Annotated in this window: 20 protein-coding genes; 8 read left to right on the forward strand and 12 right to left on the reverse strand. The window is 43.1% G+C overall.

The window, feature by feature from the left end; translation table 11 throughout:
* Positions 1 to 63: 63 nt before the first annotated feature.
* Positions 64 to 972 (reverse strand): urease accessory protein UreD, encoded by a 909-nt coding sequence (locus JMW90_RS07955; RefSeq protein WP_201562970.1) that lies wholly within the window; start codon positions 970 to 972, stop codon positions 64 to 66.
* Between the two features lie 490 nt (positions 973 to 1462).
* On the reverse strand, positions 1463 to 2137 hold the full coding sequence (locus JMW90_RS07960; protein ID WP_201562972.1) for a glutathione S-transferase: 675 nt from the start codon (positions 2135 to 2137) through the stop codon (positions 1463 to 1465).
* A gap of 340 nt (positions 2138 to 2477) precedes the next feature.
* Between JMW90_RS07960 and JMW90_RS07965 the strand changes: the two genes are divergently transcribed.
* A complete protein-coding gene (locus JMW90_RS07965) occupies positions 2478 to 4370 on the forward strand; it encodes an autotransporter domain-containing protein (protein WP_201562974.1) in 1893 nt (630 codons plus the stop codon).
* 430 nt (positions 4371 to 4800) lie between these two features.
* Positions 4801 to 6000: a sugar transporter gene (locus JMW90_RS07970; protein WP_201562976.1), complete on the forward strand. Its 1200-nt coding sequence runs from the start codon at positions 4801 to 4803 to the stop codon at positions 5998 to 6000.
* 17 nt (positions 6001 to 6017) lie between these two features.
* Here the strand turns inward: JMW90_RS07970 and arfB are convergent, their stop codons facing one another.
* From arfB to JMW90_RS08005, 7 genes are all read right to left on the reverse strand, one after another.
* The gene (arfB, locus tag JMW90_RS07975; RefSeq protein WP_201562978.1) at positions 6018 to 6431 is read right to left on the reverse strand and encodes an alternative ribosome rescue aminoacyl-tRNA hydrolase ArfB; all 414 of its coding nucleotides are present in this window, start codon (positions 6429 to 6431) and stop codon (positions 6018 to 6020) included.
* A gap of 426 nt (positions 6432 to 6857) precedes the next feature.
* Positions 6858 to 7322, reverse strand: a complete 465-nt coding sequence (locus JMW90_RS07980) for a transposase (RefSeq protein ID WP_201562980.1) — start codon at positions 7320 to 7322, stop codon at positions 6858 to 6860.
* Positions 7285 to 7596: an IS630 transposase-related protein gene (locus JMW90_RS07985; protein ID WP_201562982.1), complete on the reverse strand. Its 312-nt coding sequence runs from the start codon at positions 7594 to 7596 to the stop codon at positions 7285 to 7287. The genes JMW90_RS07980 and JMW90_RS07985 overlap by 38 nt, the downstream gene beginning before the upstream one ends.
* A 153-nt stretch (positions 7597 to 7749) precedes the next feature.
* The gene (locus JMW90_RS07990; RefSeq protein WP_201562984.1) at positions 7750 to 8511 is read right to left on the reverse strand and encodes an SDR family oxidoreductase; all 762 of its coding nucleotides are present in this window, start codon (positions 8509 to 8511) and stop codon (positions 7750 to 7752) included.
* A 201-nt stretch (positions 8512 to 8712) separates the two neighbouring features.
* The gene (locus JMW90_RS07995; protein ID WP_201562986.1) at positions 8713 to 9522 is read right to left on the reverse strand and encodes an SDR family NAD(P)-dependent oxidoreductase; all 810 of its coding nucleotides are present in this window, start codon (positions 9520 to 9522) and stop codon (positions 8713 to 8715) included.
* Positions 9523 to 9525: 3 nt separating this feature from the next.
* Positions 9526 to 10533, reverse strand: a complete 1008-nt coding sequence (locus tag JMW90_RS08000; RefSeq protein ID WP_201562988.1) for an NADP-dependent oxidoreductase — start codon at positions 10531 to 10533, stop codon at positions 9526 to 9528.
* Positions 10534 to 10720: 187 nt separating this feature from the next.
* Positions 10721 to 12526 (reverse strand): acyl-CoA dehydrogenase, encoded by a 1806-nt coding sequence (locus JMW90_RS08005; protein WP_201562990.1) that lies wholly within the window; start codon positions 12524 to 12526, stop codon positions 10721 to 10723.
* A gap of 183 nt (positions 12527 to 12709) precedes the next feature.
* Here JMW90_RS08005 and JMW90_RS08010 point away from each other — a divergent pair, with 183 nt between their 5' ends.
* Positions 12710 to 13756, forward strand: a complete 1047-nt coding sequence (locus JMW90_RS08010) for a GlxA family transcriptional regulator (protein ID WP_201562992.1) — start codon at positions 12710 to 12712, stop codon at positions 13754 to 13756.
* A gap of 242 nt (positions 13757 to 13998) precedes the next feature.
* On the opposite strand, the gene JMW90_RS08015 is transcribed toward JMW90_RS08010, so the two are convergent.
* Positions 13999 to 15237: an LD-carboxypeptidase gene (locus JMW90_RS08015; RefSeq protein WP_201562994.1), complete on the reverse strand. Its 1239-nt coding sequence runs from the start codon at positions 15235 to 15237 to the stop codon at positions 13999 to 14001.
* A 356-nt stretch (positions 15238 to 15593) separates the two neighbouring features.
* Here JMW90_RS08015 and JMW90_RS08020 point away from each other — a divergent pair, with 356 nt between their 5' ends.
* A complete protein-coding gene (locus JMW90_RS08020) occupies positions 15594 to 16076 on the forward strand; it encodes a YkvA family protein (RefSeq protein WP_201562996.1) in 483 nt (160 codons plus the stop codon).
* A 146-nt stretch (positions 16077 to 16222) separates the two neighbouring features.
* On the opposite strand, the gene JMW90_RS08025 is transcribed toward JMW90_RS08020, so the two are convergent.
* Both JMW90_RS08025 and JMW90_RS08030 read right to left on the reverse strand, forming a co-directional pair.
* On the reverse strand, positions 16223 to 16528 hold the full coding sequence (locus JMW90_RS08025; protein ID WP_201562998.1) for a hypothetical protein: 306 nt from the start codon (positions 16526 to 16528) through the stop codon (positions 16223 to 16225).
* Positions 16529 to 16633: 105 nt separating this feature from the next.
* Positions 16634 to 17191, reverse strand: coding sequence for a hypothetical protein (locus tag JMW90_RS08030; RefSeq protein ID WP_201563000.1), 558 nt, complete (start codon positions 17189 to 17191; stop codon positions 16634 to 16636).
* Between the two features lie 277 nt (positions 17192 to 17468).
* Here JMW90_RS08030 and dnaQ point away from each other — a divergent pair, with 277 nt between their 5' ends.
* The 4 genes from dnaQ (at position 17469) to JMW90_RS08050 (ending at position 23168) form a co-directional block, all read left to right on the forward strand.
* The gene (gene dnaQ / locus JMW90_RS08035) at positions 17469 to 19157 is read left to right on the forward strand and encodes a DNA polymerase III subunit epsilon (RefSeq protein ID WP_201563002.1); all 1689 of its coding nucleotides are present in this window, start codon (positions 17469 to 17471) and stop codon (positions 19155 to 19157) included.
* 322 nt (positions 19158 to 19479) lie between these two features.
* Positions 19480 to 21162 (forward strand): hypothetical protein, encoded by a 1683-nt coding sequence (locus JMW90_RS08040; RefSeq protein ID WP_227691902.1) that lies wholly within the window; start codon positions 19480 to 19482, stop codon positions 21160 to 21162.
* 80 nt (positions 21163 to 21242) lie between these two features.
* Positions 21243 to 22217 carry an NAD(+) diphosphatase gene (gene nudC, locus JMW90_RS08045; RefSeq protein WP_201563006.1) on the forward strand — a complete coding sequence of 325 codons (975 nt, stop codon included), beginning with the start codon at positions 21243 to 21245 and terminating at the stop codon, positions 22215 to 22217.
* A gap of 108 nt (positions 22218 to 22325) precedes the next feature.
* The gene (locus JMW90_RS08050) at positions 22326 to 23168 is read left to right on the forward strand and encodes an RnfABCDGE type electron transport complex subunit B (RefSeq protein WP_201563008.1); all 843 of its coding nucleotides are present in this window, start codon (positions 22326 to 22328) and stop codon (positions 23166 to 23168) included.
* Positions 23169 to 23178: the final 10 nt, after the last annotated feature.

Below are 23178 nucleotides of genomic sequence, written 5' to 3' on the forward strand. Positions count from 1 at the left end.
TTTTTTATTGCTATTGCTTTTAAAGTGTTATGCCTGATATGGCATAAATAAAGCTCAAATTTATTAGGTTAACCAAATGCGCGGTGTAACGGCCTGAACACCAATCAATCTTGGGCGTAGAATTTCCCTCGCTTGCTGCAATATATCCCATGCTTCATTGCGCTCCATGCCCAAATAGCGCAGTAAGAGCACGCCGCGGCGATAAGTCACCGCCCAATTATGATTGGCAGCTATTTTATCGCGTAGTTCGGTAATGGTCTCAGCAGGGTCGCTCAGTCCGACAGTCCAAAGGGTAGCGTGTACCGTAGCGCCGCCTTGTCCCCATTTACCTAAAAATCGAGGATGTGCCGGGTCAATGACTTGGCGCTCTAACCATAGTGGCTGACCATTTCGGCTCAGCTGAAAGCGCTGTTCAATGATACCGCTGACATAAGGCAAATCACTGGCTGGACGGCCAAGGCCAATAATCTCCCAGCCCAAGCATTTAGCCGTTTCCGCCAAATCGATAATCACCGTTTGCTCACCGCGTGACCCATCAAAAGCAAGGGTTTCTTGTGGCAGCCATTCAAGCGTGGCGCCGTCTTCGATTTTAAGATGAGTGTGCTGTGTCCAAGCGACATTATTGCTATCGGCTCGATATAGCTTGTTGGCAGCTGGGGTGGTTAATAAAACGTGAGCGTTTTCAGACACCGTAACATCGATGGTTAGAGAGTCACCGCTGGCAATACCGCCTGGCGGATGCAAAAGATACACATGGCAGCAGCCGTCACGACCTTCAGGATAAAAAGCGCGCTGTACCCGAAGTGGACCATAGTGGCGCGCCACATTCATGCGGGTGATGCGAGTATCCGCTTCAGGATAAGCGGCAAAACCCAGAGTTAATGAGGCTGGCCAGTGACGGCTGGCATCAAAACGATGCCCAGAATCTATGACTGGCTGCGGATGCACAGGCATAGAAGATAAAATCGTCATGCGATTGGAAACCTTTTTTATAGGCCCAGCGCGACATACATCGCTGAATCGTCAGAAAATTGGCTGACAATAGCAAAATGAGAAAATACATTCACGTGCGCGGGTGAGGTTAGAGTGACAGTGGCAGCCTAGTAGCTGTCAGCGAATGTCATTAGTTGGGCAATGAATGCCTAAAAACCATAAAACGAGTAGTGCAGATAAATTGCGATATACCATCAGGGTAGAAGACGCTTCCCTTGATATGTGTATGAGCTTGATTGATGCAAATAGGCACTCTAAAAAAGCCCTTATTAGTGAACAACCATACTGTTTATCTCTTATAAGCCAACCGTACATCATTGTCAAATTATTTCTTTACACATTGATAAAAACTATCGTCAATTAATCCTATTCCCAGTGAATCAATCTTGTCAATCTTGTAGTAATTCAATAAGATAAGTAGCTAGAGGCTGTCGTGTTTAATAAATATAGAGCCTAATGTTTAAAAGGATTAACGCTCATCAAATGCTTTAGAAAAATTTTGGCAAAAAATCACCACCTCATCCCCTTCTTGCCACGGCTGAAACTTAGTCATCGCTTGCAAAAAGCGCGAATGCTGAAGCCAGTCTTGTAGCCATCGCTGCAGATTTGGATAGGGCAAGCTATAAAAAACATCGCGATCGACATGAGCGAATTGACGGACAAAAGGCATGATGCCGATATCTGCAATCGTTATGCTCTTCCCTAACAGGTAAGTATTTTTAGTCAGTAACGCCTCTAAAACCTCTAAAAACCCTTCACCCCGTTGTCGATACTCTGTCTGGGTCATCTCTAGATAACGATCGGCATATTTATAGCGATCGAGCCAATATTTAAACTCGTTATCGTTTTTATCAATCAAAGCATTTGCTTGATGAAAAATCTCTGCATTCAAAAGCTGTTGCGGATCTTGCTGCTCAAGCGCCCATACCATGATTTCTCTACTCTCTTCAATCACCGTCCCATCTACAAGTTGTAAAACAGGCACCGTACCTTTTGGGCTAATCGCTAGCATCTGAGACGGTTTATGTTTCAGCGTTATCTCTCGCAGCTCTACTTGCAGCTCGGCAAACAGTATGCCAAGACGGGCGCGCATGGCATAAGGGCAGCGACGAAAAGAGTACAGAAGATGATAAGAAGAAGTCATAGGTATGGTTCGTATTTGAATTGAGATTAATAGCTTTAGAGGCGAAGGTTGTTTGTCACTAGGGCATATCATCATTTCATCATTTCATCATTTTAAAAATAGCAGTGACGACACCTTCATTCATGATAACAATGCCAATAATTGCATTCAACGGTGGGTTTGATATTTCAGAAGATTGAGCGCTAATTTAAAACAATATTTACAGCACAATGACTAACTTTTTTATACTTGTTAGCGTATTCAACTTATATTGGGATTTACGAGGAATTAGATTGCTAGGATTTTCGAAAGCAGTTACACTTCCTTAATAAACCGCTACACTAATGACAAGGAAGTCGATATGCTCCGTAATACCTCGCGCGCTATGGTTAACCCTAAAACACTTAAAACATTGACCAAAAGTATGCTTGCCATCTCGCTATCAATGGCAGGCCTAGCCCATGCTGAGCTTTATAGCAGCGTGACATTTTTTGGTGATAGCTTGACCGATGGCGGCTATTTTAGCCCCATTACCCAAGGCAAGCTGGGTATTAAAGAGTCAGGTCAATTTACGACCAACCCTGATAATGTATGGGCGACCTCATTTGCTGAGCAACTTGGTACAACCTCTGTTGCCAATACTGTCGGTAGCGCTCAAACTGGCAATAACTATGCTATTGGTGGTGCAAGAGCTGGCGTGGATATCGTTAATACTGACTTTGGCGTTAACATACCTGTTGCTTCTGTCAATACTCAAGTAAATGGTTATCTTGCTAATAAAAAAATTGATCCTAATGGCCTGTATGTGGTCTGGGGAGGCGCAAACGATTTGCTTGCTGCCGCTGCTACTGGAAATCCGGCAAGCGCTGTCAATATTATTAGTTTAGCAGTAAAGAGTCAGGTTGATACCATCAATACCTTAAAAAATAATGGCGCAAACTATATTTTAGTACCTAATATCCCTGATATAGGGCTAACACCCACTGCTATCGCCGCAGGAGCAGGTTTCCAATCGTCTGGTACTATGTTAGCAAATCTATATAATCAATCTATGTACAATGGTGCTGTCGCTACTGGCGCAAATATCATACCGCTCGATACTTTTAGTCTATTACAACAAGTTACTGCCAACCCTACAGCTTATGGCTTTACCAATGTTACTCAACCCGCTTGTACAACCGCAAGCTCCTTAGTATGTGGATCAAGTAATTTAGTCGTGCCAGGTGCTAATGAAAGCTATTTCTTTGCTGATGGCATCCATCCGTCGGGACGTGCGCACCAGCTGATTGCAGATTATGCCAGTGCCGTCGTGACCGCGCCTAGTCTCATTGGCGTATTGCCGCACATCGCGACGACAGCAGGACTGGCAACTAGCGAGCGCTTGCAATCTCACATCAATCAAATCCAAAGCAGTGAGCAAAAACCTGCCCGTAACTTATGGGCAACCGGTGAATTTGAAAATCAAGATATTGCAGGGTTTGAAGGCGATAGTAATACCCAAGTATTATTGGGCGTAGACTTTGCTCATCCTAACTCAGCACATGCGGTAACAGGATTATATGGCAACATCACCCAAAAAGATTTTGAGAATTCAGGGGTTCGCACTGGCTTAAGCAATATCGACTTAGAAGAAGTGGGCTTTGGTGTCTATCATAGCAATACCTTAGATAAGCTTGGCGGTGTGCAGATCAATGGTGCGGTTGGCTTTGGTAATCTAGACGTTGATGTCACTCGTGCGGTCACACTTGGCGGCAATAAACAAGAATTTAACTCTAATGCTGATGGTAAACGTTACTATGCCAACTTGCAGGCAGGATATCCGATGCAGCTCAGCAGCCTTGCTATCACCCCATATATCGGTGCAACGGCTAGCCGTGTGAGATTGGATGGGCTAAAAGAGCAGGAAATGTCTGGTATTGCTATGCAGTTCGATGAGCAAAAATATACCACCACTTATGGCAAACTTGGTGTCAAAGCCAATCATAACTTAGCCGATACACTGAATATATTCGGTGATGTTCATTATCAAAAGCAGTTAAGTGATAATCGTGAAGCGGCTTCTGCGCGCCTCAATACGATAGCGAATATCAGCTTTGATACGCCGATCATACAGACCGACGATGATAATTTTGGTATGACACTTGGTGTATCCAAAAGCTTCGGTCAATTAAATGCCAATGCTGGTGTCACGCACTCGCAAGGTGATGATGACAAATCAACGAATTTGTTTGTCGGTGTTAGCAGCACTTTTTAAACGGTTTGAATCAAGCTTAGCTGCTGATACTTTATATGTTTAGCCTAAAAAAACCGCCAAATACTAAAAAGTGCTTGGCGGTTTTCTATTGAGAGGGTTTTTAAGTACGTTATTTAAGCTTATCTTTTACGTTATTGGGTGCGCTCTATCGTCAAAATACTCTAAAAACGCTACCGTAATGCTGGGGTTAATTATTCGCAGCCTCTGTCTGCATAGGCACAGCAAGCAAGAAAAATTGATACCAGCAGTACATAATGTGTCGATATTACTTTTCACTGACTATAGCGACCTACTCTCATTATCAAAAAACCTCTTTAATAAATACCATTGACTTGGTATCTTGCCCTCCATTCTTATATTTCTTGATAGCCCTTACTCCTCGTTTTTAAGCACATTTTGCTGTATTACCATCTTCTTTATACTGGATTTTATGACACCTAACTTTGAGGCGAGCTCAGTTTCCCGCCGAACTCAGTATTTTCAAGTATTTTTGATGGGCGTTAGTGCCTTCATTATGAATACCACCGAATTTGTCCCCGTTGCCTTGTTAAGTGACATCGCGCAAGACTTCGCTATTACCACAGCAGAAACGGGCTGGATGTTAACGCTCTATGCGTGGATTGTCGCTGCCATGTCGTTACCGCTGATGCTATTGACCAGTCGATTTGAACGTAAACGTTTGCTCTTGGCCTTGTTTGCCGTTTTTATTGCCAGCCACATATTATCCGTGTTTGCGTGGAGCTTTGATATACTCCTCATCAGCCGCGTTGGGATTGCACTGTCGCATGCGATATTTTGGTCAATCACGGCGGCGATTGCCATACGCGTGGCACCCAAAGGCAAAAAAGCATTAGCACTCAGTGTGCTGGCGACTGGAACCTCATTAGCAATGGTACTTGGTGTGCCATTAGGGCGTGTGATTGGTCAATGGTTTGGCTGGCGCGCAACCTTTGGCGGTATTGGCGTGCTTGCTTTTGTTGTATTCGTTCTACAAGCAAAACTATTACCTACCCTGCCAAGTATGTTTGAAGGGTCTTTTAGAAAAATTCCAGAATTGCTCAAAAATCCATTGTTAGTCTGTCTGTATCTGCTGATTTTAATTGTCTTTACTGCACACTATACCGCTTACTCTTATATCGAGCCTTTTATGCGGCAGGTCGGTGCCATCAGTGAAAACGCTGCGACTTTTGTACTGCTACTGTTCGGTGTCGCAGGGATTGTAGGCAGTGTGATATTCAGTTGCTGGGGTGATCGTTTTAATACCAGATTGATGCTGATATCGACGATATTGATATTACTATCGATGCTTGCGCTATTGATTGCTGTGACCTCTATTTGGGCACTCAGCTTGATTGCCTTACTTTGGGGCGCTGCACTTATGCTACTAATTATCTCCATGCAAGCCAAGGTTATTATGGTCGATGTCAATGCACAAGATATGCTGATGTCGATGTTTTCAGGAATTATTAACTTGGGGATTGGTACAGGTGCGCTGTTCGGTGGTTATGCGGTGACGCATATCTCCATATCAAGCGTGGGATATGTCGGTGCGGCTATTTCTAGTATGGCACTGCTACTGATGATATTTATGATAAAACGCTTTCCTGAATTAAGCAGAAGGCTTGGCTAAATTAAAAAACGTTCTACCTAAAAATCCACCTTACCGCGCAATGCTTTTGTCTTGCCGCGCTGGGTTTTTTGATCCACACGCTTACGTTTGGCATTTCTGCTTGGCTTAGTAGGCTTGCGAGTTTTATTGACATAAGTGGCTTGTATGATAAAGCTTTGCAGGCGCTCAAAGGCATCGATTCTATTGCGCTCTTGGGTACGAAATTGCTGCGCTTTAATTATAAGCACACCTTCTTTGGTAATTCGGCTGTCTTTACTATCGAGCAATCGCTGCTTATTCACATCACTCAGACTAGAAGTATGAATATCAAAGCGCAAATGAATCGCAGAGGAGACTTTATTGACGTTTTGACCGCCTGCGCCTTGCGCACGTATGGCGCTAATCTCCACTTCACTGTCATTTAAGCGGATGGCATTGCTGATAAAAATCATAATGTGCTTTTGTAGATTATTAATAGTTGGGGTTTATGATAAAGCATTATGCATCTGCTTGCTACTTTGCCACTAACTGACCTAATAGCCAACCTAATAGCCGGCCTAATATAGTCAGTTCAAAGTAAAAGCGATACGATTGTAATACGTGCTATTGGCTATAATTTTTTCTTGCTTGCTGTTCGCAGGCGTGACAGAGGCTGCAAAAAATTTATAGCCAACAGCACTGTATCGTTTTTAAAATGAATCGACTATATAGTCAACGAACTTAAAAACTGTCACATAGCCAGAGGAAATAAAAGAACAAAGTATCAATACAATCTAGACGCCACTCTTTACGTTTTTGTTTCACCCAAGCCCAGACTTGCTCCCACTCGAGCACAGCTCTCGCCTTGCGCTCGGGCAAAGCAGTGCTTTGCTTTATCCTCACTCAGGGTTTAAATCTGGGCTATAAGGTGGAAGCCATAAAATGGTATGTTCTGCATCTTCGATAAGCGCTTGTATGTCTTGTCTTTTATGGAAAGTAGCATTATCCATAACAATAACACTGTTCTTAGGAAGATTAGGCAGTAGTAACTGGCTTACCCAACTATGAAAAACGTCACTGTTGACGCTACAATCATAAAGTCCAACAGCAAATAATTGATTGTTATAAATTGCCCCTATAGCGTTAGTTTGGTTCTTTAACTGCCAATTATACTCACCAAAGCATTTTTGTCCTTTGTTAGAGTAACCGTGAGGCCTGTTATCATGAGATTTAAAGCCACTTTCATCTAAGAATACAATGGGTCTATTATTTTTCTCAAACTGGTGCAATTGCTCAAGAAACACGCCTCTTAGTTCAGCGTCTGCCTTAGGATGGTTTAGTGTCTTTTTTTTGGGTAATACCAAGACGCTTTAATGCTTTAGATATACCTCTATCGCTACAGTTGAAACGTCTGGCGCGCTCATAGTGATAGTCATCAGGATGCAACTCAACATCTAGTATGAGTGCTTTATTATCTATTTTGGTTGGTTTAAACTGACGCTCTACACCATCAATGTTTTTACACCAGCTTTGTATGGTGCTGGTGCTTATTTGATACTCCAGAGCAAGTTGACGATAGGTGTGACCGTCTTCTAGTTTCCTTAATATCATTTGTCGGTAATCTTTTGAATATGCCATAATGGTTATTGTATCGGCTTTATTGTTCGTTGACTATACATGCTTGGCTCCGCTCTTAAATATAAATTCTTACTATCACTAAATAAAAAACCGCATGCTGTTTATCAGCATACGGTTTTAAGATAACTATACTTTTAGAAGATGAACCGCTAACTAAGCCAACATCCCGCCATCAACGACTATCGTTGCACCCGTCGTATAGCTTGAAGCGTCAGACACTAGATATAATACCGTGCCAGCCATCTCGTCTGGGTTAGCCACGCGTCCCAGTGGAATCGCATGTAATGCCATCTTCAAGACTTTATCATTGCTCGTCAAAGCAGAGGCGAACTTAGTGTCGGTTAGACCCGGCAATAACGCATTGACGCGAATATTTAACGGACCACATTCTTTGGCGAAAGCTTTGGTCATGCTAATGACAGCAGCTTTGGTGATTGAATAAATACCTTGCTTATCACCTGCGACCAAGCCATTGACCGAGGCAGTATTTAAAATTACGCCGCCGCCCTGCTCGCGCATCATCTTACCAGCAGCTGTCGACATAAAGAAATAACCACGAATATTAACTTCGACAGTTTTATCAAAAGCGGCTAAATCGGTATCTAAAATGTGACCATAATAAGGGTTTGCTGCAGCGTTATTCACCAAAATATCGATTTGACCAAATTCGCTCTTGATATGCTCAAAAATAGCATCAATCTGCGCCATCTCGCCTACATGACAAGTAAAAGCACTGGCTTTATGACCATCAGCTTTGATACTATCCGCCACCGCTTGGCAAGCATCAATCTTGCGACTAGAGACAATCACATGCGCGCCTCTTGACGCTAGCAAGCGTGCGATAGACTCGCCAATACCACGACTAGCACCAGTAACCAAAGCAATCTTGCCCGTTAAATCGAATAAGTCTTTCATAGTTGTTCCTTATATTTTTAATATTTATATATCATTAATACGCTTTAAACGAAATGTAGAGTCGATTCATTTTAAACAGAACACAATGCTGCTAGAATAAATTTTTTGAAGCCTCTGGAGTGACGAAGTCACACAGCAAGCGAAGAAAATTTCTACTAGCAGCAACTTGTTATAGCTCTATTTTATTTTAAACTGCCTATATTAAGCCAACATTCCGCCATCAAGGGTAAAAGCATGACCATTCATAAAGCTGCTCTCATCACTAGCCAGCCAAGCAATCGCGCCGGATACTTCATCGACTTTACCTAAACGGCGTAGTGGACTGGCTTTGATCGTTGCTTGTTGGGCGCGCTCGTCCATCTTCGCCATGGTATTTTGCACCATTGGTGTATCGATAAAGCTTGGACATATCGCATTGAAGCGAATATTGACGCGGGCATATTCATGAGCAGCAGACTTAGTCAGACCCATAACGCCATGCTTAGCAGCACTATAAGCTGACAATAAGGGCGCAGAACGAAGTCCTGCGATTGATGCAACATTAATCACATGCCCACCGCCATTCGGTGCCATACAAGTGACAGCAGCACGCATACAATGCCAAACGCCCTTTAAATTAACAGCGATATTACGGTCAAAATCCTCATCGCTTAGCTCATGCATCGGCGCCGGTTTATGATCAATACCCGCATTATTCACCACCACATCAAGACCGCCCAGCGTTTCCATGGCAAAGGCAAATAAGGCACGCACTTCATCGCCACTAGTAACATCTACCTTTTTAAATGTAACACTATTGCCAGCATCTTGGGCTTGCTTAGCAACGGCTGCCCCCATCTCTTCTGCCATATCACCAATCACGACTTTAGCGCCGCGACTGGCCAGCAGTAACGCGCTAGCCGCACCGATACCAGATGCACCGCCGGTGATTAAAATGCGTTTACCTGCTACGTTTGATGCTGGCATATCTGCCAGATTACTTGACTCAATTCCATTTGTGTTCAGTGTCATGATTTATCCCTCTACCTTAAGTACCAGTTTGCCGAAGTTTTCACCGTTAAAGAGCATCATCAACGTATCTGGGAAAGTCTCGATACCCTCAACAATATGATCTTTCACTTTAATATCACCTGATTGGATCCAGCCAGCAATATCTTTCATTGCCGTCGGATATTCTTTAATATTATCAAAGACCACAATGCCTTCCATCCGTGCACGATTGACCAATAATGACAAATAGTTTGATGGGCCTTTTACTTCTGTAGTAGCGTTATATTGGCTAATCGCCCCGCAAATCACGATACGCGCATGCAGATTAATTTGAGTCAGCACATCATTTAAAATATCGCCACCAACATTGTCAAAATAGACATCGACGCCTTTTGGACAGGTTTCTTTCAACGCTTTTTTTACATTTTCATTCTTATAGTCGATTGCCGCATCAAAGCCCAACTCATCGACTAAGAATTTACATTTCTCAGAGCCGCCAGCGATACCAACGACTCGGCAGCCTTTGATTTTGGCAATCTGACCAACCAAACCACCAACCGCACCAGCAGCGCCAGAAACAACGACAGTCTCGCCAGCTTTTGGCTCACCCGTTTTTAGCAACCCAAAGTAGCCAGTCATTCCGGGCATACCGAGCACGCCTAAGTAATAAGACAATGGTGCAAGGTTTGGATCGACTTTGTATAGTCCCGTGCCATCACTGACTGCATAAGACTGTACGCCATTGTGACCTGCAACATAATCACCGACTGCAAACGTCTCATGCTTGCTTTCAATGACTTTACCCACGGTACCAGCACGCATCACCTCACCAATCTGTACTGGCGGTATATAAGACTTGGCATCGTTCAACCAACCACGCATCGCTGGATCCATCGAGATATATTCAATTTTTATCAGTAACTCACCGTCTGAAATAGTCGGTAGTTCTGACTCGGTATAATCCCAAGTCTCAGCGCTTGGCTCGCCAACGGGTCTTGCTTTTAAACGCCACTGCTTATTCACTGTTGTCATTGTTTATTCCTTTAAATTTTTATAAAAAGCTATTTAGTTAGTTTGTTCAAAATAAGACTAAAAAATATTCTGCTAGGATAAATTTTTCTCGCTTGCTGTGCACTCTAGAGGCTTCGGAAAATTTATCCCAGCATCTCTTTAGTCATCTTATTAAGGTTCTGATGTTGAAAACTTTATAAACAATCACTTAAAACCATTCTGCTTGCATATCAGTACATACCGCATTGTCATTATTTAACAGTTCGATATCGCGCTTAATCAATGGCAATTCCCAATCGATAAAGTATTTTGCCGCTTGTAGTTTGCCGTGATAGAAGTTTTGTTTCTCAACGTCGGTTGTATCATTTAATAACTGTTCGGCCTTACTGGCTTGGCGAATCCAAATCCAGCTCACTACGATTGAAGCAAAAATATTCATCAATGCTTGTGCATTGCCGGTTAGCGTTAATGCTTTTTCCGTCTGTAGGATTTTGCTTAAATGTACCAATACTTCATGCAGATGACCCATATACGGCATCAATTTACCGGCAAGTTTGGCAGTCTCGGGCGTGTTAATTTTTTCTAAATCTTGGGTGACTTCGCGTTTTAGAATTTGAATCCCAAGACCTTTGTTTTGCCATAACTTACGGAATGACAAATCTAACGCTTGCACACCATTTGTGCCTTCATGAATGGGATTAAGACGATTGTCACGCCAGAACTGCTCGGCTTGATACTCACGCGTGTAGCCTGCACCGCCCAATACTTGAATACCCAAATCATTGGCTTTTGGCCCATATTCAGACGGCCATGCTTTAAGTACGGGCGTTAATAAATCTAACAATTCTGACAGCTCAGCTTTCAATGTTGCATCTTCACAAGTGTTAATACGGTCAATTAAGTTTGAGCCGTATAAACACAAAGATATGCCACCTTCAGCATAGGCTTTTTGCGCAAGTAGCATACGTTTTACATCACCATGCTGAATGATTGCCGTTGCTGCATCCTCAGGTTTATTATTCGGTGCGATTCTGCCCTGTGTTCTGTCTTTAGCATAATCGAGCGAATACTGATAACCGCGATAGCCAATCATTGCCGCGCCAAAACCAACGGCGATGCGCGCTTCGTTCATCATTTTGAACATATAGCGTAAGCCGAAATGCTCTTCGCCGATTAGATAACCATAACACTCGCCTACATCGCCAAAGCTCAGTGCGGTAGAAGTCGCGCCTCGATAGCCAAGCTTATGAATAAGTCCGGTTAAATGTACATCATTGCGCGCGCCTACCGATAAATCCTCATTTAAACGATATTTCGGTACGGCAAATAAAGAAATTCCTTTGACGCCACCAGGACCGCCCGGCACTTTGGCCAATACCAAATGGACAATATTATCAGACAATTCGTGATCGCCACCTGAGATATAAATCTTGCTGCCTTTGACGCGATAGCTGCCATCGTCTTGTTTGACAGCGGTGGTTTTGATATCGGCAAGCGACGAGCCAGCATGCGGCTCGGTTAATGCCATGGTGCCGGTAAATTCGCCCGTTAACATGCGCGGCATAAAGGCACTCTTGATTTCATCACTGGCGAAATGAGAGATAACATTAATCGCCGCAGTGGTCAAAAACGGATAAGCTGTGGTTGATGGATTGGCCGCCATAAAATAGCCTGCCACTGCCGTCATCACAGTTTCAGGTAATTGCATGCCGCCATCTTCAAATGAATAACGACCCGCGATAAAGCCTGACTCACGAAATGCATCAAAGGCGACTTTTACATCGTCTATCATGGTCACCTTTTTGCCATCAAACTGTGGCTCGTTTTTATCCGCAATATGATTGTGGGGTAAGAATAACTGGGTCGCAATTTTATTGGCGGTATCTAATACCGCATCAAAGGTTTCGCGGCTGTGTTCTGCAAACTTAGGATGTTCGGTTAGTTTTTCTGTACCCAATACATCATATAATTGGAAGGGCAATTCAAAGTCATTGATGAGCGTATCTGCTGCCATAGTGTTCTCGTGAGCTTATTAAATTTGTTTATCAATTGATATTAATCTAATTTAACCTATTACCGTATTGTCATTTATGACATAATCATGGTTAAATAAGACATTAATTTAGAAAAATTCAGCTAAAAAACCGTTATGTTAGACCATAGCTATTACAAAATAGATAAAGGGAACCAGACACTCATGCCCTACTTCAAACCTTTTAAAGTGATTATTCTTGGTTTTGATGGCGTACTCGGTAGCGTGCTTGCTGGCGCATTGGATCTATTTTCATTTACCGGTGTCAGTTGGCAGCGATTTTTGGGTGAAGCCGTAGAGCCGAGATTTGATGTGCAGATAGCAAGCTTAGGCGGCGTCGATATTAGATGTAGCAACCGCTTAATCATGCAAGCGCATTGCGATATTCGAGATGTGATGGAGTGCGACTTATTATTAATCCCAACCATTGGCGATTCAATCGATAAGGTATTGAGCCAAAATAGTGAGTTAATCCCACATTTACAGCGGCTAGCGAACACCAAAGCCGATATCGCTAGTAACTGTAGCGGCGCTTTCTTTTTGGCAGAGGCAGGGCTGCTTGATGGTTTAACAGCAACAACTCATTGGGGCTATGCGGGTAAGTTTAAGGCAGACTATCCACTGGTTGATTTGCAAGAAAATCAATTTGTCACTCAATCAAAGAATCAGTCAACAACCCAGTCCAAAAGTGATTTAACAACCCAGTCGGGCAATATTTTTTGTGCAGCAGGAGGAAGTGCCTTTTATGATTTGGGATTGTTATTGATAGAGCGCTATTGCGGGCGTGAGATTTCTACCCAAGTGGCAAAAACCCAAATCATCGATAGTAAAAGAGGCAATCAAAACAGTTATACCAATGTGACTCTACACAAGCCACATGCAGACCAACTGGTCAAGCAAGTACAAGAGTTCATTGAGGAAAATTTCAAGCAGCCCATCCAAGTCAGTAGCTTGGCTGCCATGGTCAATATCACGCCGCGCACGTTAAATAGACGCTTTCAATCCGCTGTTGCCATGCGTCCGATTGAGTATATTCAAGCGGTGCGCATTGAACAGGCGAAACGCTTACTGGAATTGGGCGATGTAACGATAAAATCGCTGGCGGAGCAAGTTGGCTACGATGATATATCCTCATTTACCCGCCTTTTTAAACGCGCCACTGAGCTGACCCCGAAAGAATATCAAGATAAATTTTCTAGGTTGGCAATTTAGATTTTCTTTATTAAAAGTTTATTTTGTAAAATATATGAGCTGTATAAAAGCGATATGATTGTAATAAAGTAAATAGTAACGTGCTATTGCTATAAAATTTTCTTGCTTGCTGTTCGCAGGCGTGACAGAGGCTACAAAAAATTTAAAGCCAATAGCGCTGCATCGGCTTTAAAGTGAATCCACTATAAAACAACTACGTTCAAAATAGCACTCTGCATTTTTTATTATTGGAGCGACTATATTTAAACGTTTTGCCACAACCCTTCCACATGAATCGCATCAGCTTTAATCGTTGGATAATCCGTAAATGCCAGTTGATAGCCACCCACTGTATTGAGGCTAATTTGACACGTCGCGCCCAGTGGAAAGCTGTGTTTTTTCCCAATATGACCAAAGCTCATGCCACTATAAACTGGTAATCCTGTCAGCTTATGCAATTGACGAATCACCGTAGCCACATCATAACGCTTATCATAGCTGTCTTCAGCCGTACCCGATAAGGCACCAAACACAATCGCTTGCTGAGCTTTAAACACGCCTGCTAAATACAAATCATACAGCATGCGCTCAATACGATAGGCTTGCTCGCCCGCATCTTCTAAGAACACAATACCGCCGTCAATACGTGGCAGATAGTCACTACCTGCCAGCGCTGATACCACACTTAAATTACCACCCCAAACAGTCCCAGTTATTGTTTTCGGCTCGGTAGTTGCCAAAATACTGGGTAAATTTGCACTGGTTAAAGACGCATCTTTTATACTGATAGCCAAATTAGGGTTGGTTAATGCTTCCACAAATTGCCGACAGCTGACCTGATCAGGTTTGGTTTTGCCAAACTCGCTATAAAGCATTGGAGCCGCCAGCGAGCTCATATCGCCCTTTGCCAGTAGCGCACACTGGATAGCGGTTACATCGCTAAAGCCTGCGAGTATGCTGCCGCGCTCCTTCATGATACGACCCAGCGTTGACCAATCAATCATCGGCAATAAGCGCATGGCGCCATAGCCACCACGTACACCAAGTAGCAGCTTTGGTGCTTTGATCGCACCCGTGGCGATATTTTGCAAATCGCTGGCTCGCTGCGAATCAGTACCAGCAAAACGCAAATACTGCCGCTTGGTAATCGCAGGATTATCCACTTTAAACCCCGCACAAGCCATGCGATCCAATGCCAATTCATTACGCTCGTCACTACCACCGACATTGGAGCTGGCAAAAAGCCGCGTCTCAATATTTGGCGTGATACAGCTCGTTTGCGTCTGTACTGCCTGAGAAGATATTGGTTGCGGTACCAAACTCTCATCAAAAAATCCAGTTGGCAGATCGTCTTTGGTCAGCTGTATATTAGTATCTTGCTCAATGGCATTAGATGCCAGCGCCTGAGTGATACTTTGGGTTACTAATAACCCTACCCCTGCCCTTATACCGACTTGACGTAAAAACTGGCGACGATTAAGCGCAGAGAATATCTTGGTCATTATTTTACCTTTTGTACTATTTAGTTGAGGCTTAATTGAAAGAGATATTTATTTACAAAGAATACTTATTTAGAGTTTTTTGAACAGACGTTGTATTATTTAGCACGCCCTAAATATTTATTTTTATAACCCCTTAATATCGTATTATAACGTAGGTTAAGACGGTAACATGGTCTAGGATTGTTTAGGTCATGTCGATTTATCCTTATGACAGTCAACAAAACGATGTCACAGTCAACAAAACGATACAGATTCATTCACAGTCTTATTTGGATGAAGTCGCTACTCTTGTTATAGTAAAGGACGATTAATAGTAATAAACCCTACATATTTACTGATATAAAAGGACGATAAGCATGGCTGACAAAGAGAAAGACAATAAAAGCCTGATGGATAGTATTAAACTCATCTTGGGTAAAGAAGACAAACTAAACGACCAACTCGAAAACGGTCGCGGCCTTGAGCGTTATACCAAGGATTTACTACTGCTCATGAGTTTGGTAAAAGATTACTATCAAGGCAACTATCGTAATATCCCTTATAAAACCATTTCCGCGGCAGTGGTTGGTCTGCTATATGTCATAAACCCTATTGATCTTATTCCAGACTTTATCCCCTTTATCGGTCAAGTCGATGATGCGTTGGTACTAAAATTTTGTCTTAAGCTCATGGAAAAGGATTTGTTGAAATACAAAACTTGGAAAGATGAGCAGACAGCTTCTAACCATAAAAGCTTAAAGCCTAGCAATAAAAAGCTCGAAGATAAAAATAAGGGTACGGAAAAAGAGGAAGAATCTAAAGCGGAAGACGATAAGGTAGATACTAAAAAGTCGTCATAGCTGCCTAGCAGGCTCTGTTAAGCGACATAGCCAACATAACTTTCTATAGTATTTGTTATAAAGACACGGTCAATGAGATATCCATCGACCGTGTCTTTATATTAGAGTAACGATATTTTTATTAATTTTACTTGTGCAAAAAGCCATTAATCTGGTACATCATAACGGGCTTTTTCTGGATTAAGACCGAACGAATAGACAAAGGTTGCAACCAGACTGTTTATGATAATAAACGGCACATCAATACTGGCGTGCCCAAGCACGTAGCGACCGATTAGCCATGAGACAATCAGCATAATAATAAAGAACCCACCTAGATACGCTAAGATGGCAGGATGCTTAAGATTATAAGGCTGCTCAGGTTGGGGCTGCTTATCGAGCACATAGGTTCTGATTGCCCAACCAGCTGCATAAGAAAACCCACCCAACACCACATAACTAAAAAAATTCATATTGCCTAACTCTAATGATACAAAGGTTTATAACAAAATTGTATTTATAAAAAAGTACTTTTTATCATAAATAACAGGTATTTAACATTGACTGATAATACCTAGCTAAATAGTCTCTTTAACATTATCAATGATGATATTGGCATGAGGATTGGCCAAAATATCGGTATTCACCTCATCACATTCGACACGGTAAATAGTATTTGCACCGCGATAAATGTAGGATAAATACTCACTATCCAGTAGCGGATCGATATTGGCGTAGACAGGCTTGACATGAGCCAGCACCAGCACTCTATCAGGGCGACCAATGACTGCATCGACATTGTCAGGATCTATAGAGAAAAACTGTGGTATGTCGCTATTCTCAATCACCTCTAACGGCTCAGCATCATCCCAAACACGCCCGCTACTTGCCGGCTCTTTCATCTGCATGACCCACGCGCCGCCCTGTTGACTGACTTTTATTTGCGCAGGCTCATCATGACTGACGGTGTAGCAGCCTTCAAAGACAGACAGGTCTGCTACCGTCTCAACCTTTTTGGTATCAGCTTGAGTATTGCTATCATTACAAGCACTCAAAAACAGCATGCTGCTCGCCGCCAGCGCAATCATCAAGTGGCTAAAATTTTTAGAAGAGGGTTTTGAGCGTAAGGACATCATAGTGTGATCCTGCATTCGAGCATTAAAAGCATGGGTTAAGCAAATTTAGTCAATATCTTGATAGACATATCCTCACAACCGCCCTATTTTAACAGAAAACGACAAGCTTGCTATCTAGGATATCTGTTTTTGGGTTTTTGTACAGGCCGATTGCCCCTATTAATGCTAGATTTGTTATACTCAATCTCAGCATAGGCAGGTCGAGTTATTTCCCAAAACTTGAGTGAAATCGATTTGCCATACCCTGTATTTATTATTCATTAGGTCAGCAATCTTTATGTCAGACAATCGCAGCGCAGTCCAGCCATTTAATGCGAACAACGCCATAAACCCATTGGCAGCCAAAGCAGATACCACGGTTGCTTACACAGACGGCGCTTGTAAAGGCAATCCTGGTGCTGGCGGCTGGGGCGCGCATCTGATATTTAGTGATGGACGCACGCAGGATGTGTATGGCGGCGATAAAGAAACAACCAATAATCGTATGGAGCTGATGGGTGCGATACAAGCATTGACGCACAGCTCGCATGAGCAAAAACTCGAGATTTGGACAGATTCAAGCTATGTCAAAAAAGGCATCACTGAATGGATTGAAGGATGGAAAAAACGCGCTTGGAAAACGGCGAATAAAAAACCCGTCGCCAATCAAGACCTTTGGCAGCGACTCGATGAGCTCTGTCAGCAACGCGATGTTGACTGGCATTGGGTTAAAGGTCATGCTGGACATGCGGGTAATGAAAAAGCAGATGAGCTGGCGAACTTAGGTGTAACCTCACGTAGTGAAGCGCTAATAATAGACGCTCAAGATAATACTAAAAAAAAAGAGCAATTAACGGCTGATAAAAAGCCCTCGAGTAGTGATGACTGGCTGAATTTTGATCCATTAGGTTTTGATATGATGGATGATGAGCCTGAGGAAGAAGCTGACCAAGAGCTTGATAAAACCCAATTAGATGAAAAAGTATTAGAAAACCGTATGTCATATGACCATCATATTGATAAAAGCGATATTGATGCTTTAGTAAATAACAACGATATAATAGACACAAGTTATGCTCAGGTTACTGCTCGCAACCCAACATCTAATACAGATATACCGGAAGTCCAGACCTTTATGACTGATACCACGATGAATCCCAATATGTCCGACATAGACACCAATCTAGCAGTCAGTAAAGCAGCTGACAGAGCAACAGAAACGCCAAAGTTCGATGGTGATACCAGCCGTGCCAATCCATATTTTGTACCGCTGCTACCCAAGCCCATTCATCGTCATGAGTCTGATCGTCAGCTCATTATGGACACTGAGACCACAGGTCTTGATCCGCTAAAAGGCGATCGCATTATCGAAGTCGGTATTGTAGAGATGATCGGACGTAAATTCACTGGTGAAAAGCTCCACGTCTATATCAACCCACAGCGCGGTATGGATGAGGAAGTCATTCGTATTCACGGTATCTCTGAAGCGTTTTTAACGGACAAGCCAACCTTTGATCAAGTCGCGCAGTCTCTCTATGATTTTATGGATGGTGCAGAAGTCATCGCTCATAATGCCTCGTTTGATATGAACTTCTTAAATATGGAGTTTGCCAAGGTTGGGATGCATGATTTTGCTGAGCGGGTAAAAGTGACCGACTCGCTGGTCATGGCAAAGCAGCAGTATCCGGGACAAAAAAACACCTTAGACGCTCTCGTACGTCGCCTAGCTGTTGGTAAGCAAGACCGTACCTTTCACGGGGCATTACTAGATTCAGAGATTTTAGCAGAAGTGTATCTGGCGATGACCGGCGGACAAGTGACACTGGGGATTGAGGATGACACACAAGCTGATGGTGGACACACAGCCCATGCTAGCTTTGCCAGTTTAGCGGCTTTATTACTTGAGTCGAGTACTGATGAGCGCGCCAACCAAAGCTGGTATACGTCGCTTGCAGACGACTATCCTGAGCTAAAAGCCAAAATGTAACAGTCATCAAAATCGCTTCTTATATTGGTTATTAGAGAATATAGTCTTGATTATTATAATGATAAAAAGTAAAACCTTATCTAGGGCATGTCATCAATTAGCACACTTAATCATTTAGTGGTCTTAAAATGGCTAAATTTTACCAAACATCGTCAAATGACTGGTTAATATCTCGATATTATCTGCGTTATTTTCCTTGTTTGACTGCAATTTATCTCATTTTAAGCCTCACAATCTAAATGATGACACGCCCTAGCGCTATTTTTTAATTTACCGTCTAACTATTTGCCATTTTCGTCAGTATCTTATGGAAAAAATAATTATGAATCACTCTACGCAAATCAAATTGACCGCGCCAACGCTTAGTGTTACTGACTTCAATTTGCCATCGCTGCACTTATTGCACGATGAGGTCAATGTCATACTCAAAGATACTGAGATTCATTTGAGCGAATTTAATGACGACAATAGCCAAGCGCCATTATTATTAGACTCTATTATTGTATTAAAACAGCTTTCTTGCATTTTTGAGCTGATATCTTTGGTGGGTGCAGAGGCACTCAATAATGCGATTGTACACGGTTTACAGGAGCTTTATGACAGTGGCGACAATAGTGATATTGACTTAATCATGGATCTGTCCGAAGCGATCATGACGCTTGATCGTTATGTTGAGTTTGTGCTGTTGACTGAATCGGTAGAGCCTACTTTATTACTGCCTATTATTAATAAGCTCAATGCTCATAGCCAAATAGCGCCTATTGCTGCTGATTATTTTTCTGCTTTTGGTAACAGTAGTGTCATTATCGCCAATCCTGAAAATAATTTTCAGCCGCTAAAGGAGCTTGACCTTGATCAAGAGTTATTGACCTATGCTTATCGTAGTGGGCTTGGCGTCGCTTTGATCAATCAGGACGGCAATATTAATCAAGATGCGCAGCAAAAATTGGATGCCATGGCAGCCGCCTGTGCTTTGATAGCGGCAAATACCAGCAGTCTATTTTGGCAAGCCGCATCGGCAGCAGTCACTGATATCGCCGCCATCCTGCCGCTTAATGTCAGTCAAAAACACACGCTTATTTATGTCGAACAGCAGTTCCAAAGCTATCTGCCTGTCATGGATACGCGTTTTGCTAATTTGGTCAGCTTTGCCGGACAACGTGATACTGAGGCGGCGAAAACACTGCGTGAGCAATATGCCGCCAACCGGTTAGAAGACCCACAACGTCAGCAGATGGAGCACTTCTTGTTTGGTCCAAACCGTGAGCTGACGGATACTTTGAATAGCATTATCCAGAACCAAATCAACACGATCAAAGAAAATGTCGACAGCTATGCCCGTGGAGACTCAATCAATCCAGTCGACATGCAAACCTCGCAAATTGTTGAAGAATTGACCACTTTAAGCTCTTCCTTACGTCTGCTCGGTCTATCTAATGCCGCCAATAGCCTGATTAATGCGGCAGAAGCGGTCAGCACATGGCGCTCGCCTACTTCAGAAGATTTTGATCATTTATTACTCGCACTCATGCATGCAGAAAACGCCACTATCGCCATGGCTGAGATGCATACTCCGGGTGCAATTTATCTGCCGTTGAACAATCCGCATATCTCATTACATCAGCTCAATACCGCTTATGATACCTTGATAGAAGAGAGTCGTACGGCGATTGCCAGCGCTGAACAAGCGATCAATGACTACATAGCCGAGCCTGAGCGCGATATTCTTAATATTCAAAACATCCCTGAAATGCTGCGTCAAGTGAGCGGTGCGGTGCGCTTCTTACAATTGCCAACGCCTGCCAGTATGCTCAGTCAACTGGCAAATTATTTGCAGCAGCGTATCAACAGTGGTAGCCGTATAGATGATGGCACCTTGGCTTATATCGCCGATGTGATGATGGCAGTAGACCATCATCTAGATGGTTTTGAAAATAATCGCCCTGTCAGCAAACAAGCATTGGATGTTGGGCAACATAGCTTAAGCCAATTGCTTGCCGCGTAATCCTTTATTTAAATATCTATACAGAGACAAGCCCATATCGGCACTGATATGCGCTTGTCTCTGAACGTTTGGAAACCTACATGATGACCTGCGCCTTTGTCCTTTCTGATGAAACCATCCTATGTCGTCAAACGCCTAATGGCTGGTGGCCTTTACAGGTTGAGCTAGCACACTCTGATGTCAGTAGCGAGCAAGCTTATCAATTGGGACAAGTCACATTATTTGAAAGTTTAGCGCTGCCGAGTGATGTCAATGATGCAAATAACGCCAATGCCGTCACTGTACAAGCAAGCATCGCCATCACTGACGATTATGCAATAGCACGTCATATTACTTTGCCTAGCATTTTAGACAGTTGTGATTTAGAAAATAGCGGCATAAATAATGGTAATGTCGAGTACAGTATTAACGCTTTTATAGCTTATCGGCAGCTTATCACGCAGCTACCCATAGCATTAGCGGCTCAGCTTAGCCAAGCCATACAACTACTTCGTTGGCAAGCGGATACACGGTTTTGTAGTCGCTGCGCAGCACCTACTGTAGCTGCCAAATGCGGTGAGCGGGCTATGATTTGCGACGTTTGCCAATTGCGTCAGTATCCACGTGTACAGCCTTGCGTCATTACCGCCATTACTCGACCAAACCCACAATCTGGTGAAATGCAAATTTTATTGGCACATCATCACCGGCACGGGCAACAAAAAACAGCACCTCATTTATTACAGTCGTCCCAACCGTTACTATACGGTTTGATTGCAGGCTTTGTAGAAGTGGGCGAAAGCTTAGAGCATGCGGTGGTACGTGAGGTGGCAGAAGAGGTAGGGCTTAGCTTGTCTGATATCCACTATGTCAGCAGTCAACCATGGCCGTTTCCGTCTAATTTGATGCTTGGTTTTCGAGCATCGTATGCGGGTGGTGACATTGTCCTACAAGAAGATGAGCTATCACATGCCGACTTTTTTGATCTCTCAAAGCTACCAAGAATACCTTTTAAGGGTAGCATTGCTTACGAGCTGATTGCGCAAATTGCCAATGAGCAAGGTATCTCGCTTTAATCTATAATATCAACGCATCATTTAGCATTTATCAACATTGCCATTATTCTAATATTAGTACTCAGAGCACTTAAAGCTTTTAGCACTGATATTAAGGTTTTAAAGCACATGCAAAGCACCACTAGTAAAAATAGCAGTCACATCCGTCTAACCAATTTGCCAATCTTATTCGATTCGCTGAATATAGAAACTTTGCCTGCTGATGTTCAGGCAAATATTATGCGTATTGATGCTTGTCTACCACAAACGCAGTGCGGTCTTTGTAATCATGCAGATGGTTGCCTACCCTATGCAGTCGCTATCGTGCTAGAGGGTGAACCACATAACAAATGTGTACCGGGTGGTCAACCAGTGACTGATGCTATTGCGCAGATTATCAATGCTGATACGCCCATACTAAACGCTGAATCTTCAAAATGGCCGCTAGATATCACTTCTCAGCGTCCAGTTGAAGTACGCGCCGTCATCCGTGAAGATGATTGTATCGGCTGTACCAAGTGCATTCCCGCTTGTCCAGTCGATGCCATCGTTGGTACTGGCAAGCATATGCATACTATTTTTACAGATTTGTGCACCGGTTGTGAGCTGTGTATCGCGCCCTGCCCTGTCGATTGCATCGATTTGGTCACAGTTGAGCGCACGCTGTCGATACCTGAGCGCACGCTTGAGCAGGATGATTTAAGGCAGCGCTATCATACTCATTTGAATCGTGTCAGCGAACAACTTGCAGATAGCAGCAATAGCAGACCCGTGGTCAGCATGGTAGAAGCAAAGCTGAATAATGCGGCCAGTCAATCGTTGAACATCAGCGAAGCACAAGCAAAAAACACCATTGCTGCTGCTAAGCTTCGCAGCAAAATTAAAAAACTGGAAAAGCAGCTTAGTATGCGTCCAAATGAGAACAAAAAAGCAGAGCTTGACGCATTGCAATCAGAGCTTTCACAAATTTAATAGTAGATAA

This window comes from Psychrobacter glacincola, assembly GCF_904846215.1.
GTDB classification, from domain to species: domain Bacteria; phylum Pseudomonadota; class Gammaproteobacteria; order Pseudomonadales; family Moraxellaceae; genus Psychrobacter; species Psychrobacter glacincola.

Excerpts from the sequence above, each read along its gene's own strand:
- JMW90_RS07955 (WP_201562970.1), bottom strand. The coding sequence starts at position 972 with ATGACGATTTTATCTTCTATGCCTGTGCATCCGCAGCCAGTCATAGAT.
- JMW90_RS07960 (WP_201562972.1), bottom strand. The coding sequence starts at position 2,137 with ATGACTTCTTCTTATCATCTTCTGTACTCTTTTCGTCGCTGCCCTTAT.
- JMW90_RS07965 (WP_201562974.1), top strand. The coding sequence starts at position 2,478 with ATGCTCCGTAATACCTCGCGCGCTATGGTTAACCCTAAAACACTTAAA.
- JMW90_RS07970 (WP_201562976.1), top strand. The coding sequence starts at position 4,801 with ATGACACCTAACTTTGAGGCGAGCTCAGTTTCCCGCCGAACTCAGTAT.
- arfB (WP_201562978.1), bottom strand. The coding sequence starts at position 6,431 with ATGATTTTTATCAGCAATGCCATCCGCTTAAATGACAGTGAAGTGGAG.
- JMW90_RS07985 (WP_201562982.1), bottom strand. The coding sequence starts at position 7,596 with ATGGCATATTCAAAAGATTACCGACAAATGATATTAAGGAAACTAGAA.
- JMW90_RS07990 (WP_201562984.1), bottom strand. The coding sequence starts at position 8,511 with ATGAAAGACTTATTCGATTTAACGGGCAAGATTGCTTTGGTTACTGGT.
- JMW90_RS07995 (WP_201562986.1), bottom strand. The coding sequence starts at position 9,522 with ATGACACTGAACACAAATGGAATTGAGTCAAGTAATCTGGCAGATATG.
- JMW90_RS08000 (WP_201562988.1), bottom strand. The coding sequence starts at position 10,533 with ATGACAACAGTGAATAAGCAGTGGCGTTTAAAAGCAAGACCCGTTGGC.
- JMW90_RS08005 (WP_201562990.1), bottom strand. The coding sequence starts at position 12,526 with ATGGCAGCAGATACGCTCATCAATGACTTTGAATTGCCCTTCCAATTA.
- JMW90_RS08010 (WP_201562992.1), top strand. The coding sequence starts at position 12,710 with ATGCCCTACTTCAAACCTTTTAAAGTGATTATTCTTGGTTTTGATGGC.
- JMW90_RS08015 (WP_201562994.1), bottom strand. The coding sequence starts at position 15,237 with ATGACCAAGATATTCTCTGCGCTTAATCGTCGCCAGTTTTTACGTCAA.
- JMW90_RS08020 (WP_201562996.1), top strand. The coding sequence starts at position 15,594 with ATGGCTGACAAAGAGAAAGACAATAAAAGCCTGATGGATAGTATTAAA.
- JMW90_RS08025 (WP_201562998.1), bottom strand. The coding sequence starts at position 16,528 with ATGAATTTTTTTAGTTATGTGGTGTTGGGTGGGTTTTCTTATGCAGCT.
- JMW90_RS08030 (WP_201563000.1), bottom strand. The coding sequence starts at position 17,191 with ATGATGTCCTTACGCTCAAAACCCTCTTCTAAAAATTTTAGCCACTTG.
- dnaQ (WP_201563002.1), top strand. The coding sequence starts at position 17,469 with ATGTCAGACAATCGCAGCGCAGTCCAGCCATTTAATGCGAACAACGCC.
- JMW90_RS08040 (WP_227691902.1), top strand. The coding sequence starts at position 19,480 with ATGAATCACTCTACGCAAATCAAATTGACCGCGCCAACGCTTAGTGTT.
- nudC (WP_201563006.1), top strand. The coding sequence starts at position 21,243 with ATGATGACCTGCGCCTTTGTCCTTTCTGATGAAACCATCCTATGTCGT.
- JMW90_RS08050 (WP_201563008.1), top strand. The coding sequence starts at position 22,326 with ATGCAAAGCACCACTAGTAAAAATAGCAGTCACATCCGTCTAACCAAT.